This window comes from Dysgonomonas sp. UBA7630 (genome assembly GCF_002483985.1).
Classification (GTDB): domain Bacteria; phylum Bacteroidota; class Bacteroidia; order Bacteroidales; family Dysgonomonadaceae; genus Dysgonomonas.
The window spans coordinates 80,057-104,843 of sequence record NZ_DLIY01000016.1 but is presented as its reverse complement, the minus strand read 5'-3'; the positions used below and the strand labels follow the sequence as shown (position 1 = coordinate 104,843).

Genomic DNA, 24,787 nt, shown 5'->3' with positions numbered 1-24,787 from the left:
TTTATATCTTTGCTTTTTAGAGTAAAACTTAAACAATTAGGTATTTATGAGACTGTTTATAGGTATTCTGTCGGCTGTAATTATTCTTACAGGTGCTACTTTAACTGTTTTGGCTCTCTGGGGAATTAAACCCATCGAGTGGGGCATTATCTGGCGTTCGGGGGCAACAATCGCTATAGCTTGTATTACATTTTTGGTTATGTGGCTTGTTAAGGCATTGTTTTTCAAGAAAGATCCTTTTAATATAGATAGGAATAACAGAAAAAATCAATACTGATAATATCTATATCAAAATAAACGAAGCGTAGAGATTGTTTGATTTATCAATCTTTACGCTTTTGCACTTTTAAGAATAGCGTTTTATCCTTAAATTTGCATTAAACAATCAAAAATAAATGGATAAGAAAGATTTACGTATCGTTTTCATGGGGACACCGGATTTTGCAGTAGAAAGTCTGAAAAAACTCGTTGAAAACGGATATAATATNGTGGGGGTGATAACCATGCCCGACAAACCAAGCGGCAGAGGATACAAAATACAGTATTCTGCCGTAAAGAAATATGCGTTGGAACAGAATCTACCTCTACTACAACCCGAAAAGCTGAAAGATGAAAATTTCCTCAGTGAACTAAAGGCGTTGGAAGCGGATTTACAGATAGTAGTTGCATTTCGCATGTTACCCGAAGTGGTATGGGATATGCCCAGATTGGGAACATTCAATCTTCATGGCTCGCTACTACCGCAATATCGTGGTGCGGCACCGATCAATTGGTCTATAATAAACGGGGATAAAGAAACAGGTGCAACCACCTTTTTCCTTACTCATGAGATAGACACAGGTAAGATAATTCTACAGGAAAAGATCAAGATAGGAGAAAATGACAATGCAGGTAAAATTCACGATGAATTGATGATTGTCGGAGCCGGGCTCGTACAAAAAACAGTTGATATGATCTTGGAGGGTAGTGTAGATGCTGTAGATCAGAAGCAGTTCTTTTCGGATGAAAAAGACTTGAAACATGCGCCCAAAATATTCAAAGAAACGTGCCGCATCGACTGGAATAAATCGGCGGGAGAAATACATAACTTAATTCGAGGCATGTCACCTTATCCTACAGCATGGACAGAACTTATTAGTGAGGGAAAAGAACCTCAAATGGTAAAAATATATCGTTCAGAGATTGTGACTTCTGCAAATACAGTAGTGCCGGGAACTATTCTGACTGATAATAAAACATACTTGCATATTGCATGCGCCGATGGTCTTATCAGCGTGGAAGAAATTCAGTTTGCAGGAAAAAAAGCGATGAATATAGATGAAGTATTGAGAGGATATAAAATAGAAGAAGGAGCTTATTTTAAATAATTTAGTTTTTCTGAATTTATCTTATTATATATAAACTCCGGAGTATAAAAACCAAAAAGTAACACAGATACAATAAATAAAAAAGTGTCACCTTTGTTACTTTTTAACAATAGTTCTTTAACCACAGATTCACATAAAGTTGAATCTGAAAGAGGCAAAGAAAAAGTAACAATAAAAAGGGATAACAAACCTGTTACTTTTGTCACCTTTTAAGAAAATAAAATAACGACAGATGCAGAAAGTTATAAAGTCTACAGACCTGAATAAAGATTTGTCTGATATCCTAAGCCGATTGTCTTTCGACAAATTGTTTTTGCTAACGGACGAAAATACCGAAAGGTTGTGTTATCCTCTGGTTAAAGATAATGCACAGATTGCAAAAGCCGGGAAAATCATAATAAAGGCCGGAGACGACAACAAAAATATAGAAACATTGTCTTCGATATGGAAGTATCTTTCAGAAAATGGAGCTACCCGACACTCTTTGCTCATCAATCTCGGAGGTGGAATGCTAACAGATATCGGAGGGTTTGCTGCGGCCAGTTTCAAACGAGGCATTAAGTGTATCAATATACCCACTACCCTACTCGGTGCTGTTGATGCTGCCGTAGGCGGGAAAACAGGGATAAACTTCAACGGATTGAAGAACGAAATAGGAGCTTTCGCTCCTGCCGAAACAGTGCTGATTGATTCAGCTTTCTTCAAAAGCCTCGATCATCAGAATTTCTTGTCGGGCTATGCAGAGATGATAAAGCATGGATTGATAGACAGTGATAAAGAGTGGCTGGCAACTATGTCGTTTGACACCGAGGAAATTGACTATGAGAAGTTGAAACAGTTGGTTGTAGACTCTGTTGGGGTGAAAGAGCGCATCGTAGAAATTGATCCTTTCGAAAAGGGAATACGCAAAGCTCTCAATCTGGGACATACCATCGGGCACGCTTTCGAAAGTATGTCTTACGAACTAAACAAACCTGTTCAACACGGCTATGCTGTTGCATGGGGTATCATTTGCGAGTTGTATCTTTCTCATCGATTCTGTGGCTTTCCGAAAGAGAAAATGTATAAGACCATTTATTTTATCAAAGACAATTATCATGGTTTCTACTTCGATTGCGACCATTACGAACGGCTCTATGAATATATGAAGCATGATAAGAAAAATGAATCGGATACAGTAAACTTTACTTTCCTTTCGGATGTGGGTAAGATAGAAATCAATCAAACGGCGAGCAAAGAGGACATCTTCGATGCCATCGATTTCCTTCGCGAGAGTGTAGGGTTATAATAAATCCCCAAGGAAAATATATTCCCTGAGGAGTTATAAAAAAATAGTGTCTGATATGAAGAGTTGTTATCTTCCAAATCGGGAAGTATCCACCTCATCTACTTTCGGCTTTTTGTAATTACCGAACCGATAAGTAAATGATAGTTTAAATACCGGAGCATTGGGATGTAGCTTCATCGTACTATACTGTGTCATATAATCGATCTTTGTTGTTGCACCGTTGCTTTTAAATATATCCTGAACCTGTGCCATGAGTTCGGCTTTGTTGTTTAAGAATGTCCATTTGGCACCGGCTGTTATATCCCACATGCGCTTGATATCATATATCCCTTGGAGAGCTCCATGCATATAAAACCCTGAAACATCGAGCTTAATATTGGGTTTGGAAGATATATTAAATGTATTACGCAGCTGTGCTACAAAGGAATACATACTTCTCTTGTAAGGAACATCATAGAACTCATCGTCTTTCTCTTCTTGTCTGAAGAGGTTGATCGTTGCTTTGGTATCCCATACCCTGTCTATTGCAAAAGGTACAACGAGATATATTCCAAACTGCTTTTCGTAATCGACATTTACCATCTGGAATATATTCTCCAGACTACTCTGAGACTGGTATGGCAATTGTATGAATCTATCAGGAGTGTACTCATAATAAGCCCCAAGAACATATTTCTGCTTGTAGATCACATTCAGTTGTGTTCTGTACTCTCTTGAGAATTTAAGTTCAGGATTACCCTCTGCCGATGAGTAGGCGTTGATCTTAAAACGATCGGTGCTTAATGCCCAATATGGAGGATAGTTGATATCAGAAGAAAATGACAGTTGATACATTAACTGCGGGCTATGAGTATAACTAAGGTTTGCATTTACAAATGGTTGGAAATCATCCCACAATGTTTTCTTCTGGCCCATAATGTTTATCGCCGCACGAAAATAGTTACCGGATATTGAAGCCTGGGCAGATAGCTTTTCACCAAACTTCTTAGAGAATCCGGCAAATAAAGATGCATTGTACTCCTTCTGTTTAGTATCATTTATTGAATCTACAACGGTGTTATCAGGGTTCTTATAATAGTCATAACTATTGTTGTTTTTGGAAAATGAGAAATTGCCTCCATAATTAAAATCCCAGCCACTTTTGGTTGACACTGTATGATTTGCAAATAACAGAATCTTGTTTACACGCTGCGCCGTCTTGGTTTTAAAAGTAGTTTTTAATATCTGACCATCTTCATAATCGTAATATTTAGTTGTTGAAGGATCGTTATAGAAAGTATAATCAGCGCCTATATTTAGCTTCTTATGAGAGTTGTATTCCGCTTTTAGATTATGAAGATAATCATTCCCGACTACATCGTCTTTCGAATCTATGCTTGTATATGGATTACCATCTTTTAGATATTTTGTTTGCGAAGTATGGCTTGCATCATATTTGTCAAGGTTACCGGTATATACTATTTTTATTTTATCCTCATTTTTCAGATTGAAACTAAGTCCAAGCCGGGTATTCAAACTTTCGGGATTGGGCATAGAATAGTTTTTCTGGGAAATATCATATGTATGCCCATCAAACTGGTGTATTGCAAACATATCGCTGGTAGACCAGTTCTTAGCCTTATCTGCACCAATAGAGAAATCAATATTATATGAAGGTTTGGTATATAACAAACTTCCTCTTACACCAAATCCCGCATAGTGTGCTTGCTTATACTCTGCACTTGCCTCTCCTTGCAAAGTTGGTAAGTCGGGATTCTGATCTTTGAGTACAATATTTATAGCGGCACCTCTTACATTGTATTGAGGTGGTGCACTATACATGATTTCAATATTGGATATACGGGATGCCGGCATTGATTTGAGCATGCTTATTATTTGCTCTTTACTCATGCTGGTGAGTTGCCCATTGATCAGAATCGTATAGGCTGATGTTCCGATCAGGCTGAGATCGTCACCAACTCCGGTAATGCTTGGCACATTCTGCAAAGCTTCGAATGCATTTGAAACCACCTTATTCTTGATTAGTAAAGGAGCATCATAAATTAGTTTTCCCGCTTCCGATTTTACGATAGGACGCTCTCCGCTTACCACTATCTCAGTCAGTTCTTTATTTAACGAAAGAAGGGCGTATGGCGGAATTTCTATGTCAGTATCCTGTATCTTAATAGGATGTTCCTCCTTTTCGTATGTCATGTGTTGCAGGGTGAGTGTATACTCTCCATTAGGAATACCTTTGAATTCAAACGAACCTTGTGTATCTGTAATCGTTGTTTTCAGCCAAAGGCTATCCTTTGAATTTCTCATAATGCATGTTACAGCTTCTACCGTTTGGTTCGATTCATTCATTATTGTGCCTTTCAGCATATATCCCTGCGCATTGGTTACAACGGCAATACTTAGTAAGAGTGATAGTAAAAATGGCTTCATAGTTTTATTATATTCGTTTTGTATAGCAAAAGTAGATAACAGCAAGCTTATGATGTGTTTCCGTTTTACTACTTAGTGTTACCAAGTGTTATCAAGAGTATTTGAGAATGAGTTTTTATTATCTATCTTTGATTTACAGTCTATTTTTACGTAAACATATTAACATTACTAAAAAATAGTAAATCCATACAATAAAAAATTAACTACATGCAAAATTCATTCAAAAATAGAGTTGCTAAATTCTGGAGTTCTTTTTCGGAAGAAGAAAGTCAGATAAGAGAAATGATGAATAATAAAGTTGAGGGAGAAACTCTACTAAACTTTGTCGACAGCATATTACAAATCGCTTTCCATAAAATCTACTTCGAAATGGGGATAAACAATGAGGGAAAGTATGAATTAATATTAACTCCTGAAGGAAATCGCTCTCGCCTGATACAATTACACTACTGGCTACAACATGCTCCACAAGAACTGTGGGAGAAATGGAATTTCTATTCATCCAAACCGGCACATGCTAAGNNCTACACTTACAATGTATGGCATAGAAATCGGAGAAAATGATATTGAAATCTATCCCGAAATTGAGAACGAAAGACCCAAAGTGAATATTGAAATATATTCATCCAAACTGATGGATCTTGACGAAGACCAACGTTACTCTATGCTCTTTATATATTTAGATCAGTTCATAGGAGAGTTGTATACAATGGAATATATTGGCTCTATTGTTTTTGTGAACGAAAATAGCAAAAAGCAAACTGTAAAAATAACAGATTTAAGATCTTTTATAAACAAAACAATAGAAGAAAACAATTGGCCTAAATTTGATAATCCAACCGAAATATATACCGGATATCGTATAGAACCAAAAGAAAATAGTGATTGGACTTTGCGAGAAGATATTTTTTCGGGATACACCTCTTGCTCTTCCATCCTCAATGATTTCTATGGGAAAAAGACCGCTCGTTTTAATGAAGCAAAGCAAGACGGAGTCATATTTGGTTTCACATTCTTTGAAAATATAAATGTGCCTGGCGAAGACATAATAAATTTCAGAGGAGAGATAGAAGACAAGATCGTTGAAGAAACTGTACCCTATGGTATTGCCAATACGATAGGAGGCGCTACAGGCTTTCATTTTTCGTATATCGACTTCATTATATATGACTATCCTGCATTCATAAATATAGTAAAGAGAATTTTATCCACATACAATTTTGAAGAGTTCGGCTATTCAGACTTTTCTATAGAATCAAAACCTATTTTATTCAATTAAATTGTTAGGATAACTCCGGATAAAAGCTTAAAGAATTTAGACATGACTTCTTTTTTATTGATTTTCAATACAAAAAATCAATAAATTACGGCATTAAGATTATTTTTATTCTGCTATTTAAAACAAAATCACTACTTTTGCCGTTCAAAAGAGAATGTATTATTCGAGTACACTACGTTTAGTATGCTTGAATATAACACAAGCCTTGATTTAATTGTATGCAGAAAAATTTAGTTATTGTTGAGTCTCCGGCGAAAGCCAAAACTATCGAGAAATTTTTAGGGAAAGATTTTAAAGTTATGTCTAGTTACGGACATATTAGAGACCTAAAGAAAAAAGATTTAGGCATAGACCTGGAGAACAATTATACTCCCATATATGAGATACCTTCCGACAAAAAGAAAGTTGTCGATGAACTGAAAAAAGCGGCGAAAGAGGCAGACCTTGTATGGCTTGCTTCCGATGAAGACCGTGAGGGAGAAGCTATATCATGGCATCTGTATAAGACATTAAAGCTTGAAGAGAATAAAACAAAAAGAATTGCTTTCCACGAAATTACGAAAGATGCAATTCTGAATGCTATAGAAAATCCTCGAACAATAGACATCAATCTCGTAGATGCACAACAAGCGCGTCGCGTCCTTGACCGCATTGTAGGGTTCGAATTGTCGCCCGTACTATGGCGCAAAGTGAAGCCGGCACTATCAGCTGGACGTGTTCAGTCGGTAGCTGTAAGATTGATTGTTGAACGTGAAAGAGAAATACAACAATTCAAATCGGAAGCATCTTATCGAGTGATTGCCATTTTCACAAAAGAAGACAATGGCTCTCAGTACGAAATAAAGACAGAACTCAGCAAGCGACTTAAAACCAAGCAAGAAGCTCTAAACCTTCTTGAAAAACTTAAAGAAGCAAGCTTCAAAGTTGAAGATGTAGAGACAAGACCGATGAAAAAATCTCCGGCGGCACCCTTTACGACTTCAACCTTGCAACAGGAAGCATCTCGTAAACTAGGCTTCCCTGTTTCGCTGACAATGATGGTTGCTCAGAAATTATACGAGTCGGGGAAAATAACTTATATGCGTACCGATTCGGTTAATTTGTCGAGCTTGGCAATTAACACGACCAAAAATGAAATTGAAGCTGAATATGGTAAGCAATATTCAAAAGTTCGCCATTTCTCAACAAAATCTAAAGGAGCACAAGAGGCACATGAGGCCATCCGTCCTACATATATAAATGAACACTCAATATCGGGTACTGCACAAGAGAAGAAGCTATACGAACTGATATGGAAGAGGACTATTGCATCTCAAATGGCTGATGCAGAATTGGAGAAAACCACTGTAACGGTAAGTATCTCTAATGAGAAAGATATGAAATTCTCAGCAGTTGGAGAGGTTATTAAATTTGACGGGTTCTTGCATGTATATCTTGAAGGTACTGATGAAGAAATTATAGATAATGAAACAAGCCTGCTTCCTCCTGTAAAAGTTCAGGATGCACTACAAATGAAAGAGGCGACAGCCACAGAACGATTTACACAACGTCCTAGTCGCTATAGTGAAGCATCTCTTGTTCGTAAGCTGGAAGAGCTTGGTATAGGTCGTCCGTCTACTTATGCACCAACTATCTCTACGATACAGAACCGTGAGTATGTAGAGAAGTCGAATATAGAAGGAACAGAACGTCAGTATAATATCTTAGCCCTCAAAAAAGAAAAAATATCGGATACACAGAAAACTGAAATCACAGGTACAGACAAGGGCAAGCTTATCCCTACTGATACAGGAGTGGTTGTAAATGATTTCCTTATCGAATATTTTCCGGGGATATTAGACTATAATTTTACTGCCAATATAGAAAAAGAATTTGACCAGATCGCCGAAGGTGAAGAAAACTGGACAAAACTTATAGATAAATTTTACAAAGTATTTCATCCTATTGTAGAATCTGCAACAAATACTCAAACAGATCATAAAGTAGGAGAACGTATACTGGGTGTTGATCCGAAATCGGGACGTCAGGTATCTGTAAAGATCGGACGCTTCGGGCCAATGGTACAAATTGGTGTTCAAGAAGAAGAAGAAAAACCTCAGTTTGCCGGATTACAAAAAACACAATCTATCACAACTATTACACTAGAAGAAGCTTTGAAATTATTCGAGCTACCTCGTTCGGTTGGTGAGTTTGAAGGTAAAGATGTTAGTGTTGGTACAGGAAGATTTGGCCCGTATATAAAACATAACGGAAAGTTTATATCTTTGCCTAAAGGATATGATCCTTACAGTGTTGATTTAGATAGTGCGATTTCTTTAATTGAAGATAAACGCCAAAAAGACGCTGAAAAGATAATAAAGACTTTTACTGAGGACGCAGATTTACAAATATTAAATGGCCGATACGGTCCATATATTGCGTATCAAAAAACAAACTATAAAATTCCGAAAGGTGTAGTGCCTGCTGATTTAGATTTTGATGCAGCAATGAAAATAGTGAAGGCAACCGGAGAGAAACCTGCTACTAAAACAAAAGCAAAATCGAAGAAGAAGTAGCATTTTTTCCTTGAAAAATTATTATATTCAGCTGAATGAATAGATTTTTGGAAAAAATATTTGGATACAGGGGATTAAAGATTTTAATACCTTTGTTGGATTTAGCCATCGTATATGGTTCGATAATTTGGTCTTTCTACATTTTTAAAGATAGCCTTGACAACTTCTCCGAAAACTGGTTTTCGTTTGTTGCTATCTGGCCGTATATTGGTATTTGCTATCTAATCTTAAGCCATATATTTGAATTAGATAAACCAAAAGATTTTTCTTTTTTGGGTATAGGGTACACCGTATTTCTGGTTATAGTCTCTCTACTGTTTTGCACAATGGCTATAAGCTTCTTGGCCAGAGAATTTGCATTCCCCCGAAGTATTCTTCTTACTGCCTATGCCATGCAGATTGCAGCAATCACGTTCTGGCACTTTTTTGCCAATAGAATGCACTTTCGCCTGAATAAGGGAAAATCGGTACTCGTTATTGGCTATGAGAAGTCTCAACCTCTAGCATACAAATTATTGGAGGCAAAAGGAATATGGTCTAACTTGAAACATGTTTGCTCACCTGATCATCTTAATTTATATAACTATATCAACGAATGCGATATAACGTTCATTACCGAAGATGTTTCCGAAGAGCAGAAACAACATATTATCTTATATTGCATAGAGCGTAACCGTACGGTATTATACCAGCCTAAAAATTCGGAGATACTCCAATTTAATGCAAATTTCCTGCAAATAGACGATTCGCCGGTTTTAGATGTGAGAGAGTTAGGACTGGGACAAAGTAATGAGCTTTTTAAACGACTAACGGATGTATTCTTAGGAATTTTGGGGCTGATTGTTTTATCTATTCCATTCATATTTGTCTATTTGGCTTTAAAAATAGGCGGAGGATCGGCATTTTATGCACAAGAACGCATAACGCGTGACAACAAAGTTTTCAAGATATATAAATTTCGGACAATGGTCGAAAATGCAGAAGCTGCCTCAGGTCCTGTATTAGCTCAAGATGTTGACTGCCGGATAACTAAACTCGGACACTTCCTACGTGCTACCAGATTGGACGAAATACCTCAGATTTACAATATACTGATAGGCGATATGAGCATAGTAGGGCCACGTCCTGAACGACCATTCTTTGTAGAACAGTTCTGTGCCGAGATGCCTGAATATAAATTGCGTCATAGGGTTAAAGCCGGTCTTACAGGTTTGGCACAAGTGCAAGGTAAATATAATACATCGGTAAGGGATAAACTAAAATATGATCTGCTGTATATCAACGGCTATTCGTATGCCTTAGACATCAAACTGATCATGCAAACACTGAATATACTCCTTAGAAAAAGCAGTACCGAAGGTGTAAAATCGGTCAGTGAGATTGAAAAGGAAGTTGAAGAATTGACTCGCCGTTAATTTATATGTCCGGAGAGTAAAACCAATTAATAAAATAAGAATTTATAAACCATATTGACTTATGAATAATTTTCAAGATTTGGTAACAAATCGTCGGAGTATTCGTAAATTTACAGATGAACCATTGAAACCTCAGCAAGTAGAGACTATTCTCAAGGCGGGGCTAAAGTCGCCTTCATCAAAGAGTAAAAATCCTTGGCAGTTTCTATTAGTAGAAGATAAAGAAATGCTAAAGAAGCTGTCGCTATGCAAAAAGTCGGGGAGTAAACCGATAGAAGGTTGTGCTTTAGCTATTATAGTTATGGCAGATCCATTAACAAGCGACGTGTGGATAGAAGATGCGTCTATTGCTTCCATCATGATGCAGCTACAAGCGGAAGATTTGGGATTGGGAAGTTGTTGGATACAAATCAGAGAGCGATATACAGAAGAAGAGGAAGCTTCTAATGACTATATCAAGAGCTTATTTAATATACCGATACAGCTGCAGGTGCTTTCTGTTATAGTATTTGGGAATAAAGCGCAAGAGCGTTCTCCTATCGACGAAGAAAAGTTACAATGGGAGAAAGTGCATATCGGAAATTTTAATATAAATCAAATAATAGAATAGCTACTTATGGCCACTAATAGCAAGTCAAACGACCGTTTGTCGTATGGGATAACCATACTTATCTTCGGTATTTTATTTATGCTGGACAAGTTAGACGTATTAAGTAAAATACCTTATGCAGACAGACTAATAGGAGTAGGTTCTTTTTTGCTTATAGCAGGGATTGTGTTCTTATTCACTCAGCCTAAGAGAGTTTTAGGTTGGATATTCCTAGGTATAGGAGTACTGCTTAATGCTGATACGTTCTTTGGTTGGATGCATAATTATTCTAATCTTATTGTTCCGGGGTTATTGATCGTTGCCGGAGTGGCAATGGTATTGAGTGCCAAAAAGAAGAACTAATGAAAGTAGTATTGATAGGAGCAGGAAATGTTGCAACACAATTTGCAAAAGAGCTGTACAGCAAATCTTTTGATATTGTACAAGTCTATAGCCGAACATTAGCTTCTGCCTCCGCTTTGGCCAAGGAAGTGGATGCTGCGCCTATTACAGATATATCATTAGCTGTCTGCGATGCTGACTTATATATATTTTCGGTAAAAGATTCTGTTTTAGACGAATTGATTGCTAGTCTTCCGTCAAATAATGGCTTATGGGCACATACAGCCGGTAGTATGTCTATAAATGTCTTTAAAGGATATACTTCTCGATATGGAGTACTGTATCCGTTTCAAACATTTAGTAAAGATAGAAAAGTTGCCTGGGCGGACATTCCAATATTTCTGGAGGCTTCGGATAATCAAGCATTGGAAAAACTAAAAAGCATAGCATCTCAGTTGTCAACCCAAATATTAGAATTATCAACAGAAGAGCGAAAGTATCTTCACCTTACAGGAGTATTTGCTTGCAACTTTACGAATCATATGTACACTTTATCTAAACGGGTTTTGGCTAAAGTAAACTTGCCGTTCGATATTGCCTTACCGTTGATTGACGAAACTGCCTTGAAAGTACATTCTTTATCTCCCGAAGAAGCCCAAACAGGTCCGGCTGTACGCTTCGATGAAAATGTGATGGAGAAGCATTTGTCGCTAATTGATGATGACGAAATAAAACAAATTTATAAACTGATGAGTGAAAGTATTCATCGGTTTGGTAAAAAAGACATATAATGAGTACAATAAATTACGATTTGAAGAAAATAAAAGCATTTATATTTGATGTTGATGGTGTTTTATCTCCCGATTCAATACCTTTGTCTTCAGATGGGTCACCGGTAAGGATGGTAAATATAAAAGATGGATATGCTATCAACCTTGCAGTAAAAGCCGGCTATAGTGTGGCCATTATCACAGGAGCAGATACAGATAATATTCGTCTTCGCTTCAACAGGTTGGGGGTTAATGATATTTACCTCAAATCGAGGGTTAAGATAAATGACCTCAACGACTATATGGAAAAAACAGGCTATAAAGCCGAAGAGATCATATATGCAGGCGACGACTTGCCAGACTATCAGGTAATGCAGGCTGTAGGGTTGGCTGTTGCCCCGGCAAATGCTGCACCTGAGATAAAAAGTGTAGCCCAATATATTTCGCATAAAAATGGCGGAGATGGTGTTGCCCGTGATGTCATAGAGCAAGTGATGAAAGCACAAGGCAAATGGATGACACCCGAAATGCTAAGTTCGACAGCCGTATTCTAAAAACATAAAAAATAAAAATGCATAAATCAGGATTTGTAAATATAGTAGGCAACCCCAATGTAGGTAAATCAACGTTGATGAACCTGTTGGTCGGTGAAAAAGTATCAATTATTACTTCTAAAGCTCAGACCACTCGTCATCGTATTTTAGGAATAGTGAATACCGATGAATATCAGATTGTTTATTCTGATACTCCGGGTGTTTTGCGTCCCAATTACAAGTTGCAGGAGTCGATGCTTAACTTCTCGGAATCTGCATTAAGTGATGCTGATGTCTTACTATATATGACTGATGTTGTCGAAAAAATAGACAAAAACGAAGAGTTTCTAAAGAAAGTACAAGGTGTAGAAGCGCCTGTTTTGCTTTTGATTAATAAAATAGATCAAACAAATCAGAAAGAATTGGAAGACTTGGTCTTGCGGTGGAAAGAACTACTTCCCAATGCGGAAATATATCCGATTTCGGCATTGAACAAGTTTAACGCAGATGTGGTCAAGAAACGGATTATAGACCTTATTCCCGAATCACCACCTTATTTTGAGAAAGATGCATTAACCGATCGCCCTGCCCGATTCTTTGTAACAGAGATTATTCGTGAGAAAATTCTTCTTTATTACCAAAAGGAAATTCCATATTCGGTAGAAGTCGTTGTTGAAGAGTTTAAAGAAGAAAAAGATATAATAAATATAAGAGCTCTTATCATTGTAGAGCGTGACACACAAAAAGGAATTGTTATCGGACATCAAGGTGCAGCCTTGAAGAAACTCGGTACAATGGCACGGAAAGATATTGAGCGTTTTTTTGATAAAAAAGTATTCTTGCAAATATTCGTCAAGGTAGAAAAAGATTGGCGAAGCAGAGATAACATACTTCGCCAATTCGGATATCGTTTAGATTGATATATTATTTTTCCTCTATCGTAAATCCTACAGTTTTCAGGTCATTCCAATAATTTGGATATGACTTGGTAACTACATTCGGATGAGCCATATTGATATGCCCCATTTTTATTGCAGCCGGAGCAAAAGCCATCGCCATGCGATGATCTTCGTATGTACGGATAACAGCTTCTGTTTCTGGCTCACATCTTTCACCATTCCATTCGAGAATACTGTTTTGACTGTCATAAATAAGATATCCCAGCTTTTTCATTTCAGCTTTTAATGCTTCTATGCGGTCTGTTTCTTTTATCTTTAGGCTTTGTAATCCTGTAAACATAAAAGGAATATTCATCATACAACAAGTTACAACAAAGGTTTGTGCCAAATCGGGCTCATTCACAAAATTATGGAACATCTTCTTTGTTATTCTATCCGACTTAGTCAATATAACGCCGTTTTCAGTGAATTCGGTATTAACACCTAAATCCAAAAACAGCTCGGATACTTTAGAGTCGCCTTGCATACTTTCTTTGAACAATCCTTTCAGTTCTATATGCGCATTGTCTGTTAACGCAGCCATTTCGTACCAATATGAAGCAGCAGACCAATCAGACTCTACTACATAATGAGTCGGTCTGTATTCTTGTGGATGGATACGGATTATTTTATCTTCCCAGTGTGCTTTTACGCCAAACTGAGACATCATTCCCAATGTCATTTTTATATACGGGATGGATATAATATCTCCTTCTAAATGGATTGTCAACCCTTTACTCATTGTAGGGGCAATCATCAGAAGTGCTGATATAAACTGAGAACTGACATCTCCCGACAAATATATGTCACCACCATCCAGTGCCGTACCCTTTATCTTTAGGGGAGGATATCCAATATTCGCAATATATGAAATGCGGGCTCCCAATGAAGTAAGAGCTTCTACTAGAATATTAATAGGACGTTCCTGCATACGTTCTGTACCTGTTATTATCCATTCTCCGGGTGTTATAGCTAACAATCCTGTAAGGAAACGCATAGATGTACCGGCAGCCTTTACATCAATCAGGCTGCTGCCTGAACGGAAGGCTTCTATCATAACTTGCGTATCATCACAGTCGGAAAGATTTTCCAGAGTTGAAGCATTTAAACTTAGACCGTTCAGAATAAGAGCTCTGTTGCTTATGCTTTTAGATGCAGGCAGTGCTATTGTTGAATTTATGGCCTTTGGAGCCACTATTTTATATTGCATGATATAATTATTTATCTATACGAAATTAAAGTAAAAACCCATAAAGATCAAATTTTTAAACATGGATTAAGCATTTTCTACGAATAAAAATATTTTGATTTTTATGAGCTTTTACAATCTATATATTTTATCACAATGTTATCATCCTGTGTTTCGCATTCCGGCGGCAATACCCGATATTGTGATCATCAGTGCCAGTTCCAGTTCGGGAGAATGCTCACTGTCTTGTCTCGAACGATGAAGCAATTCTACCTGCAACAGATTCAACGGATTGGTATATATATTTCGCATTGCAATATTCTCTGCTATATCGGGTAGGCTCTCCATCAAGTATTCATCCTGAGATATTCTCAATGTAGATTTTATTGCACCCTCTAACTGCGCCCTAAGCCTTTTCCCTAAATCTTGCAACCTGTCTTCCACTAACCTTTCGTCATAATATGCCGATATACGAGGGTCTGCTTTGGCAAATACCATTTCCAACATATTAATCCTTGTTCCGAAGAAAGGCCAATCTTTGTACATGGTTTTTAATATCTCTACATTCCCTTCATCTATAACTTGCTGAAGGGCCTCTCCCGCTCCAAGCCATGCCGGAAGCATTAACCTGTTTTGTGTCCATCCAAATATCCAAGGAATGGCACGCAAACTTTCAACGCCACCATTGGGACGACGTTTCGCCGGTCGCGAACCTAATGGCAAACGAGCAAGCTCGGCCTCAGGGGTTGCCTGATAAAAATACGGAATAAAGTCAGGATTCCTGTGTACAGTATCTTGATATATAGTACAAGAAATATCCGACATCTTATTCATAAGGTCTCTCCACTCCTGTTTTGGTGCAGGTGGCGGAAGTAAGTTGGCTTCTAAGATTGCATCAGTATATAAAGCCAGCGTTTTTATAGCCAGATCGGGTATACCTAATTTGAAGCGGATCATTTCGCCCTGTTCTGTTACACGCAAACCGCCTTTTAATGAGCCCGGAGGCTGAGAGAAAAGAGCAACTTTGGCAGGTCCTCCTCCACGTCCGACAGTACCACCACGTCCATGGAATAAGGTCAAGCATACTCCCGCTTCTTGACAGCTTTTGATCAAAGCTTCTTGTGCACTGTATTGTGCCCATCCGGCAGCAATAGATCCTGCGTCTTTGGCTGAGTCAGAGTAACCGATCATTATCATTTGTTTGCTCTTGATAACACCTCTGTACCAACTAATATTAAACAATTGCTGCATAATACCATTGGCATTATTGAGGTCATTCAGTGTTTCAAACAATGGTGTTACGGGTAATATATAAGGACACTCAGCTTCTTTCAACAACAAATAAACCGCCAATATATCGGACGGAGTACGTGTCATCGATATAATGTAGGTAGGTATTACCCCTTCAGGAGTTTCTGCTATAACTTTGCATGTTTGCAGCACTTCTTTCGTTTGAGGACTTGGCTCCCAATTTTTTGGAACCAAAGGACGTTTAGAGTTTAGCTCTCTGATAAGAAAAGCTTGCTTCTCATCTTCCGACCATGTTTCATAATCTCCTAATCCTAAATAACGGGTAATCTCTGAGATTGTCTCAGTATGAATTGTACTTTCGTGACGAACATCTATTTGTACAAGAGTAAGCCCGAAGCATTTAACCCTGCGCATGGTATCCAATAGCTTATCATCGGCTATAATATCCATCTTGCAAGCCACTAACGACTTATAAGATTCATGCAAAGGTTCCCATAATTGCTCATTATAGTAGAGAATATCCTCTGTTAGTTCAGGATTTTTACCTGCTATACGGGCATCAAGGTAAGCTATAGTATTACGAAGCTGTGTACGCAACTTTTTCATTAGCTCACGATACGGCTCTTGTACTTCATAGTTTCCTATGTAGTTTCTGAATTCGAGCGTACAGGTTGCCATTGATAGTTCTTTCACCAGTATTTCTATATCTGATAAGAAAAGAGTTGCAGCACGGCGGCGGCTATCAAGTAGTACATCATGTGTAACTTTGGCTGTCACATTCGGATTCCCGTCACGGTCGCCCCCCATCCATGATGAAAAATGTATAGGACGCGCATCGATCGGAATACGATATGCAAGTGTATTTCTTATTTGCTGATCCAGTTCTCGGATGTAAGCAGGTACAGCAGCCCAAAGGCTATTCTCTACTACATCGTATCCCCATTTTGCTTCTTCGTTGGGAGTAGGACGATTCTGACGAATTTCATCAGTATACCAATATTGAGCGATCAGTTGTTTGAGCCTGCGCAATATTTGTACTTTCTGATGTTCGATCAAATCATCATGATCCAGTAGCTTGAGGCATTGATCTACTTGATTCAGATTATTGATCAACGAGCGTCTATTTATTTCTGTAGGGTGAGCTGTTAAAACCAAATCGATAGATATATCTTCTATTGCTTTGATTATATCGCTATCGCTATAGTTAGCGGCTTTAAGCTTTTCATATACTGCAGAAAAATTAACCGGGTTCTCAGCCCCTTGTGCGTGGGGAGAGATACTATTATATTGTTCTGCCGTATTTGTAAGGTTAAGAAACTGGTTGAAAGAACGTGCTACAGGCAAGAACTCCTCATCCCTAAGATTTTGCAATGTCTTAACCAACGATTTATGTGCTTCAATATCACCCGAGTGTGATGCTTTAGATAGCCTGCGGATTGTTTCTATGAGGTCGACCATATCTTGTCCTTTCGCCTCATTGATCGTTTTTCCGAGCAAGTGGCCAAGCATCTTGATATTGTCGTGCATCAAGGATTGTTGCATATTGTTCATAGGTTTATTCTAATTATTAGTTGTATTTTTCTCCGTTATAATATTTAACGCCATACATTATCAAAAGTTTAAGTAAGCGTTGAGTAGTCAGGCAAATTTTATCGAAGAAAGAGACGAGCTAATACTTAACTCATCTCCACTCCACTTAATCATTATTTATCATTGTAAACAACTCTTCTGCTGCCAATTGAGGTCCATCCTTAGTATGTCCGTCAATAGCAAGCGAGGTATATATCTCTCCTATTTTTACACCATTGTTATTCATATCATTAAAGAATTCTTTGATCAGCTTGCCTGCAAGCTCCTTTTCTTGTACAGGGCCAAAAGGATTGGCAAAATAGGATGTTACCAAACCATTTTCGGTCGTAGTACCTTTTGCTTTGCGGGCTCCGGCTTCAAATATTTTAATCGCTTCGTCGAGATTATCAAAAAACTCAATCTTCTGAGCAGATTCAGTATAGTTATTCGCATATAAGATATAATCTACTTTATATCCTTTAGAGATAACATCGTATGTTGCAGCAGGAATTGTAATGCGAGCATTTATTTTGTCAGGATTAGAATAGATACCTCTCTCTAACTGCTGGAACGCATACATAGGGTCAAGGTCGTCGATACGGACAAATGCTCCGATTTCGGTTCCATACCCCTTAATCGTACCATCTTCTTCTTTTTTGAGGTAACCCATATCGTCAAATACAATGCGCATATGACGTATATATTTCTCATTAAGCGTACGGAAAGCTTCCAAACTTTCAGATTTTCCGGCACCACTATCTCCTATAATAACGATATTGGCTTCTGTACCATTCTTGAGTAATATATTTACCATAGCTCCGTGTAGCGGCAATCGCCCTTGCTCCATTTGCTTCACGTTATGAAGTGTAAGAAGCATTTTTTTCATATAGCCAAAATAGTCGATATCGTCGCAATGATTAGCGTAACCGATAAGAATATCATTTTTCTTATCCTTATAGTAGAAAGTACGTTTCTCTTCTATTCCATCAGGATATCCGAACACGTATATTATATCGGGTTTTTTACCGATATATTCACCGGCTTTAGCTAGTTCAAAAAGATTGGATAAGGCAAATCCGTGAACCATATAATCCTTGTGGAAATAAACAAAGGTCAGCATATTCCCTACTTTAGCAGGAAATAAGAACCAGTCATCTTCATTCAGTATAATATTTTCTACAGGATTTGTCGTATGTTCTTGAAAAATGCCGTCGCGTGTATTTCTTTTTGTATACGAAATAAACGGAGGTTTAAACATAACAGAAGTAATGAACGGAATAGAAGTCAACCCATTGTATTCTATTGGGCAGTTCCAAGTAATGTCACTAAGAGTTAACCCTGCATTTGCACCTGCGGTAAGCTGGCGATACACAAGATGCTGATACCCCATTACGGTTTCTTGAATGCGGCGGTAGATAGAAAGTACCAATTCATTGAACAACTCGTTGGCATGCAAGAAACGTACACTTTGCAACCCGCTGCTGATGGAATTGTTATGCACTATAGTATAACGTTCCATTCTACGCCAGAAGCCATAGAGAAGCTCTATAAGCTCTATAAATAAATCTTTATCGTTGAAGAAGATAGCATACTTGTTATGTACATTTTGCACCTCATCGGGATTACATACAGTAAGTAGCTTAAATGCTTCTATCAATGTTTTTTGAAATTCTTCGTCAGTCTTGAATTCTTTGATATAATAATCGTAGATAATGACATCATTCTTTTTCAATCTTTGTATAAAAGCTTCAATAACCCGATGAAAACCGTAACTATTTAATATTTTTTGCCTCGTGTCGCAAAACTTAAGAGTGAAGTTGATAATCGCCTTTCCTTCGCCTAAAGTAAACTCTTGTAACATGTTTAATTTTATTTATTATAGTTATTATTTCTATCTGGTTCGATATCGATTTGCAATCTCCTATCTCCATTTGTGACAGGAGATTGCAAACTTCAATACTTGATTTGAAAACATTCAAACTGCGTTGTTTTCCAACATCAAATTTAAGGAAACTTACCTATACAATTAAACGAATTAAAGACTAAATTTATAATAAATTGTAAATTAAAAATAAGTTTTTGCTATTACCTTGTATTGGTGTTGCTTATAAATACTTTATTTTTTGTCTTTTATGAATTTAGGATTAACATCAAAGGCAAAAAAGTAAGTATTTGTTTCGCTTAAACACTTAGGACAAAGGCAGTCACTATAGTTATCTTTTATATAATCGCGCACCCCTGAAATTAAAGAAACTCTACGGCAGCTACACAATTCTACGCGATCTTCTCTACAGCTGAAAGCGGCCGAACATCTTTGACATATCTTTTTCATTGTTGTAAGTTTTTATTGTTATTGAATATATAATAAGATCAGGAGAAGGTTTATTTAAAATATACAACCTCATTTGCAGATACCGAAATATGACATTGCAAGAGATCATAGTATAAATACTTCAACCAAAATCAATTTTCTATAATCAGAGAAAAATCTCTTGAGCTTTCTATCTTTTTTCGCGAAAGATGAAATTTATTTTTTTGGCAGGTCTTCTGACTTANNAGCGGGTCTGTTCAGGATTTACACCTGATTCCCTTTTCATTATATATCCAAGACTTCGAATATATAACACCAATTATGGTAACAAAGATATAGAATTATAAATAAGAACAAATATAAATAAGAAAGTTTTTGATGGTATAATGAATTACTATTTCATAAGAGTGTGTTCTGCAAGGAATAAGTTTCGAAGAATAATTTCTGCTTTTAATCTTCCAAATCCCAATCATCAAAAAAAGAGTAATCCTCAGTAAACTGATCTAACTCTCGACGATCTTTTTTTGTTGGTCGCCCTGTTCCTCTGGCTCTATCTACAAAACCACTCACCTTAGACATTTCTAATATTTCAAGTTGAGATGCAGATGTCACATCTTTCATAAATTCGGGCACAAGCTTCGCACCCATTCTGTTTTCCGAAAGGTTGAGGACTTCAAAGGAATAAGTAACCGGAGGACGTCGCACTTCTATCACATCACCTACTTTAATTGATCGAGAGGGTTTTATAGTAACTCCTTTGATCGAGACACGTCCTTTTTTACATGCTTCTATTGCTATAGAACGAGTTTTGAAAAGACGAACAGCCCACAGCCATTTGTCTATACGTACTTCGTTTTTAGGTTCTTTCATAATAAAATCAGAATTTTGCCAGTACGTCCGTAAACAAGACCAGCTTCACTTCATTTATCAAAGTTATATATTAGAGACGAAAGATATCCGTTTCTAACTTCTTTGGTTTATTTATTATTGTATTGGTTCATGGTATTGTTGATACCTGCCAGACAAAAGCTTTTGATTATTTCGCCACAGGTTTCCAGTTTCACTGGAAGCTCTTTTTCCTCTTCGTCAGTGAAATTATCGAGCACATAGCCGACTTGACCACCCCGAGAAAATTCGTTACCTATACCAAAGCGTAGGCGGGCATAATCTTGAGTACCAAGAACAGATTGTATATTACCCAGTCCGTTATGTCCGGCACTACTGCCTTTTCCTTTGAGACGTAAAGAACCAAAAGGCAAAGCAAGATCATCTACAACAACCAAAAGATTTTCTATCGGTATCTTTTCTTGGTTGAGCCAATAACGAACAGCATTTCCGCTAAGATTCATAAAAGTAGATGGCTTTAGCAGAATAAGAGTACGTCCTTTGACCTTTAGTTCAGACACAAAGCCATAACGCCTGTCAGCAAAAACAATATTGGACGCTTTAGCTAAAGCGTCCAATACTCTGAATCCTATATTGTGGCGGGTATATTCGTATTCTCTACCAATATTACCGAGGCCGGCAATCAAGTATTTCATTCAATATATCCTATTATTAGCCGTTTTTAGCAGCAAGACCTCTTGCAGCACGAGTCAATTGAACGCGACAAACAACAGCATTTTTAGCATTTAACAGTTCAAGTCCTTCGAAGTGTAGTTCACCTACCTGGATAGATTTTCCAAGAGCAAGATTTGTTACATCAACGTGTACTTTCTCAGGGATCTTATCGTAAAGAGCTTTTACTTTAATCTTACGCAAGTCAAGTGAAAGTTTACCCCCTGCTTTTACACCTTCTGCAAGTCCGTCCAAAATAACAGGAACGTCCATTACAATTGGTTTGCCTTCAAATACATGGAGGAAGTCAAGGTGCAAGATAGCATCTGTTACCGGATGTACCTGTACATCTTTCAATATAGCTTTATAACTGTCTTTCCCTATTGTTAGGTTTACAAGGAAAATTTCAGGAGTATAAACAAGTTTGCGAACATCGCTGTTTGTAACAGTAAAAGCAATTGCTTCAGTTTGGTCTCCACCATAAATTACAGCAGGGATTTTGTCCTCTTTGCGAAATGCTTTTGTCGCTTTTTTGCCAAGATCTGTTCTGGCTTCTCCTTTTAATTCAAACGTTTTCATCTTTTAATTTTAAATTGTGTTACTCAAATTAAGGATTGCTTCCTTATTCCCATCACACGTACGGGCTTATAAAAGCGGTGCAAAGATAAATATTCTACATCTTTTTTCCTAATGTTTATGAAAGTAATATTTTATAGAAGACCACAATCGACAAATATTAAATGAAAAAGAGTACATTGAAAGTAGCCTGTTATATGCTATTGGTTATAAACTCAGCACTTGTTATTTCCGTCGACTTGTTTTTGTACGAATCTACTGCTATCACTTTTATTGTATACTTTGTAGCCGGTTGCAAGTCTGTAATATTTGTATCAAGGCTCTCAGGCATATCACTATTGAGATAGAAGCGAGAAAACAGTGTCATTTGCTTAAATACATTTCCATCACTGTTTACAACTTTTAGAATATAATGATGTACAACTTCATTGTCGGTAGCTTGTGGAAATGCCACCTTACAACTATTCGCTTTTATTTCACTTATTGTCGGCTTATCAGCATTTTTAAAAGAAGGAGCACTTCCTCCATTACGGTTGGCATAAGTAAACATTGTACCATTGTGCGGAGCCCATAAAATCCAATCGGGAAGTATTGCTTCATTTCGGTATGTATCCAATTTCTGTAATTTTACACTCATGTCTTCATTTACGGAAACTATAACTGCTTCTGTCACATAACCGTTCCCCGGGGGGTGCTCTCCCTCTGAAAAGCCTGCTTCGATTTCACTATAAGTAACACTCCCTAGGTTTACTGATGTGAATTTTGATTGATGGATAGACCGAGGGTCTCCTATCGGAAAGTGAGAGTGTCCCGAAAATAAAACAACCTGTGGATATTTTTCGAGTACCGAAGCTAAATGAGAAACGCCCCATCCTTCGTTCCAACCTGTACCATATACAGTATTTGTAACTCCTGCATGGGCAAATACGAATACGGGACTGTTTGGATATTTCTTGCTGGCATCTTCCAATGCAGCAGATAGAAAATCAACCTCTTTCTGAGTATAGAATAGATATGAAGTCATACTCCTAACGCTTATTGTAATAAATGGAAATCCTTTTATTTCTACATATTGATGTAAAGGTTGTTTCAGTTTACTTAAATATCGGGCTTCGGGATCACCATCCAGCCATACCTGATCGTGATTGCCGAGCATATAATAAACCGGTGTTGACTTCGGTACGTGAGCGTCAAAGAGTTGTATTAGTCCGTTGTATTGGTTTTCTGTTGACTGATCTGTAATATCCCCTACTACAAATATTCCGTCCAGCTGCTTGTCGCCACTCTGAATAAGCTTCAGCGTTTTAATTATTTTTTCTTTAGAATCGGGACGTCCAACATGTATATCGGATATAACAGCAAAATAAGGATATAAACTTTGTTCCTTAACAACTGAAGATTCTGTATCACTAGTACAAGATGCCATAGCTAGAAATGCAGCCATGACATATCCTAAATATCTCAATGTCTTCATCATATTAAAAAGAATAAATTAATAACTCTAAATTGTATGTATTGTAAAAATTGCATTCACGCATTATGTATCTTAGACACAATATAAGACAAATATATAAAAGCTTTTGAAAGAAGCGGTAATATTGATGAGGAATTGTTATTAATAAAAGAATTTAGAAGTATCTTAACCCAAAAACACACTCTATATTATCAAAGTTTTGATATCCTGGCTTTATATAAAAAAGAGGCTGTCCGCAACGAACAGCCTCTTCACAGTATCTTAGAAAAAGATTTTATGCCTTCAAGTAATTTACAATCCAGTCGCCTACTTGCGATGTAGAATAAGCTTTTCCTTCTTTCGATGCAATATCCTCAGTTACTACTCCTGCATCCATAGATGCATTAACAGCCTCACGAATCAGCTTACCTTCTTCTTTCAGTTCGAATGCATATTCGAACATCATTGCTGCCGAAAGAATTGTGGCTAATGGATTTGCTATATTCTTGCCTGCTGCCTGAGGATATGAACCATGTATCGGTTCAAACACAGATGTATGAATACCAATAGATGCTGATGGCAACATGCCTAACGACCCGGTAATTACAGAAGCCTCGTCGGTAAGTATATCTCCAAACAAGTTTTCTGTAACAAGTACATCAAAACGTTTAGGCCATTGAATAATCTGCATCGCTGCATTGTCTACAAACATATATTCTGTTTCCACATCAGGATATTGTTTTTCAATTTCCTGAGCAACCTGCCTCCATAGACGAGAAGTAGCCAATACATTCGCTTTATCTACCACTGTCACTTTTTTGCGACGCATCTGAGCATATTTATATGAAAGATGAAGGATACGCTCTACTTCTTCACGAGTGTATACGCAAGTATCATAAGCAGTATCTCCGTCTTCGCTACGTCCTTGCGGACGACCAAAATACATACCTCCCGTTAATTCACGCACACACATAAAATCAGCACCATCTACCAAATCGGAACGAAGGGGCGATTTATGTACTAGTGTAGGAAATGTACTTACAGGGCGAAGATTAGCATACAATCCCAACTTTTTGCGCATAGCCAAAAGTCCTTGTTCGGGACGTACTTTTGCCGAAGGGTTGTTGTCATATTTAGGATCTCCTATTGCACCAAACAGCACAGCATCAGAAGCCATACACAATTCATGCGTTCCATCAGGATACGGATTACCTACCTGATCGATTGCCGAAGCTCCAACAATCCCATATTCATAAGATAGTTCGTGACCAAATTTTTCACAAACTACTTCTGTCACTCTCAATGCCTGTTCTATAATTTCAGGACCTATCCCGTCTCCGGGGAGCACTGCAATGTTTAATTTCATCAATTTATATTT

20 protein-coding genes and 1 riboswitch are annotated in these 24,787 nt (G+C 37.5%); of the genes, 10 read left to right on the top strand and 10 right to left on the bottom strand.

Features of this window, described 5'->3' with window-relative positions:
* Positions 1-46 precede the first annotated feature (46 nt).
* The 3 genes from B3P17_RS06555 (at position 47) to aroB (ending at position 2,655) form a co-directional block, all read left to right on the top strand.
* Positions 47-277, top strand: coding sequence for a hypothetical protein (locus B3P17_RS06555; protein WP_252638911.1), 231 nt, complete (start codon positions 47-49; stop codon positions 275-277).
* A 118-nt stretch (positions 278-395) separates the two neighbouring features.
* Positions 396-1,367, top strand: coding sequence for a methionyl-tRNA formyltransferase (fmt, locus tag B3P17_RS06550; protein ID WP_291104565.1), 972 nt, complete (start codon positions 396-398; stop codon positions 1,365-1,367).
* A 232-nt stretch (positions 1,368-1,599) separates the two neighbouring features.
* Positions 1,600-2,655, top strand: coding sequence for a 3-dehydroquinate synthase (gene aroB, locus B3P17_RS06545; RefSeq protein ID WP_252638908.1), 1,056 nt, complete (start codon positions 1,600-1,602; stop codon positions 2,653-2,655).
* A 66-nt stretch (positions 2,656-2,721) separates the two neighbouring features.
* On the opposite strand, the gene B3P17_RS06540 is transcribed toward aroB, so the two are convergent.
* Positions 2,722-5,082: an outer membrane beta-barrel family protein gene (locus B3P17_RS06540; RefSeq protein ID WP_252638907.1), complete on the bottom strand. Its 2,361-nt coding sequence runs from the start codon at positions 5,080-5,082 to the stop codon at positions 2,722-2,724.
* Positions 5,083-6,579: 1,497 nt separating this feature from the next.
* Here B3P17_RS06540 and topA point away from each other — a divergent pair.
* From topA to era, 7 genes are all read left to right on the top strand, one after another.
* A complete protein-coding gene (gene topA, locus B3P17_RS06535; protein ID WP_252638904.1) occupies positions 6,580-8,916 on the top strand; it encodes a type I DNA topoisomerase in 2,337 nt (778 codons plus the stop codon).
* Positions 8,917-8,951: 35 nt separating this feature from the next.
* Positions 8,952-10,331: a sugar transferase gene (locus tag B3P17_RS06530; RefSeq protein ID WP_252638902.1), complete on the top strand. Its 1,380-nt coding sequence runs from the start codon at positions 8,952-8,954 to the stop codon at positions 10,329-10,331.
* A gap of 61 nt (positions 10,332-10,392) precedes the next feature.
* Positions 10,393-10,941 (top strand): nitroreductase family protein, encoded by a 549-nt coding sequence (locus tag B3P17_RS06525; protein WP_252638901.1) that lies wholly within the window; start codon positions 10,393-10,395, stop codon positions 10,939-10,941.
* Positions 10,942-10,947: 6 nt separating this feature from the next.
* Positions 10,948-11,283, top strand: coding sequence for a LiaF transmembrane domain-containing protein (locus tag B3P17_RS06520; RefSeq protein ID WP_135105092.1), 336 nt, complete (start codon positions 10,948-10,950; stop codon positions 11,281-11,283).
* Positions 11,283-12,053 carry a Rossmann-like and DUF2520 domain-containing protein gene (locus B3P17_RS06515; protein ID WP_252638900.1) on the top strand — a complete coding sequence of 257 codons (771 nt, stop codon included), beginning with the start codon at positions 11,283-11,285 and terminating at the stop codon, positions 12,051-12,053. Before B3P17_RS06520 ends, B3P17_RS06515 begins: the two co-directional genes overlap by 1 nt.
* Positions 12,053-12,586, top strand: a complete 534-nt coding sequence (locus tag B3P17_RS06510; protein ID WP_252638899.1) for a KdsC family phosphatase — start codon at positions 12,053-12,055, stop codon at positions 12,584-12,586. The genes B3P17_RS06515 and B3P17_RS06510 overlap by 1 nt, the downstream gene beginning before the upstream one ends.
* A 17-nt stretch (positions 12,587-12,603) precedes the next feature.
* Positions 12,604-13,485 carry a GTPase Era gene (gene era / locus B3P17_RS06505; protein WP_252638898.1) on the top strand — a complete coding sequence of 294 codons (882 nt, stop codon included), beginning with the start codon at positions 12,604-12,606 and terminating at the stop codon, positions 13,483-13,485.
* 4 nt (positions 13,486-13,489) lie between these two features.
* Here the strand turns inward: era and B3P17_RS06500 are convergent, their stop codons facing one another.
* The 9 genes from B3P17_RS06500 to leuB form a co-directional block, all read right to left on the bottom strand.
* Entirely contained in the window at positions 13,490-14,713 is a 1,224-nt protein-coding gene (locus B3P17_RS06500) for a 3-phosphoshikimate 1-carboxyvinyltransferase (RefSeq protein WP_252638896.1), read from the bottom strand.
* A gap of 141 nt (positions 14,714-14,854) precedes the next feature.
* On the bottom strand, positions 14,855-17,485 hold the full coding sequence (gene ppc / locus B3P17_RS06495; protein WP_291104556.1) for a phosphoenolpyruvate carboxylase: 2,631 nt from the start codon (positions 17,483-17,485) through the stop codon (positions 14,855-14,857).
* 154 nt (positions 17,486-17,639) lie between these two features.
* Positions 17,640-19,373, bottom strand: coding sequence for a phosphoenolpyruvate carboxykinase (locus tag B3P17_RS06490; RefSeq protein WP_252638893.1), 1,734 nt, complete (start codon positions 19,371-19,373; stop codon positions 17,640-17,642).
* Positions 19,374-19,628: 255 nt separating this feature from the next.
* The gene (locus B3P17_RS06485; RefSeq protein WP_291104552.1) at positions 19,629-19,844 is read right to left on the bottom strand and encodes a cysteine-rich CWC family protein; all 216 of its coding nucleotides are present in this window, start codon (positions 19,842-19,844) and stop codon (positions 19,629-19,631) included.
* 188 nt (positions 19,845-20,032) lie between these two features.
* Positions 20,033-20,158, bottom strand: a riboswitch (cobalamin riboswitch).
* Between the two features lie 115 nt (positions 20,159-20,273).
* Positions 20,274-20,693: an RNA-binding S4 domain-containing protein gene (locus tag B3P17_RS06480; protein WP_252638892.1), complete on the bottom strand. Its 420-nt coding sequence runs from the start codon at positions 20,691-20,693 to the stop codon at positions 20,274-20,276.
* Between the two features lie 107 nt (positions 20,694-20,800).
* Positions 20,801-21,364: an aminoacyl-tRNA hydrolase gene (gene pth / locus B3P17_RS06475; RefSeq protein WP_252638890.1), complete on the bottom strand. Its 564-nt coding sequence runs from the start codon at positions 21,362-21,364 to the stop codon at positions 20,801-20,803.
* A gap of 16 nt (positions 21,365-21,380) precedes the next feature.
* Positions 21,381-21,959 (bottom strand): 50S ribosomal protein L25/general stress protein Ctc, encoded by a 579-nt coding sequence (locus B3P17_RS06470; protein ID WP_252638888.1) that lies wholly within the window; start codon positions 21,957-21,959, stop codon positions 21,381-21,383.
* A gap of 190 nt (positions 21,960-22,149) precedes the next feature.
* Complete coding sequence (locus tag B3P17_RS06465; RefSeq protein WP_252638887.1) at positions 22,150-23,433, bottom strand: metallophosphoesterase; 1,284 nt, start codon at positions 23,431-23,433, stop codon at positions 22,150-22,152.
* A gap of 271 nt (positions 23,434-23,704) precedes the next feature.
* Complete coding sequence (gene leuB, locus B3P17_RS06460; RefSeq protein WP_252638885.1) at positions 23,705-24,775, bottom strand: 3-isopropylmalate dehydrogenase; 1,071 nt, start codon at positions 24,773-24,775, stop codon at positions 23,705-23,707.
* Between the last annotated feature and the right edge of the window lie 12 nt (positions 24,776-24,787).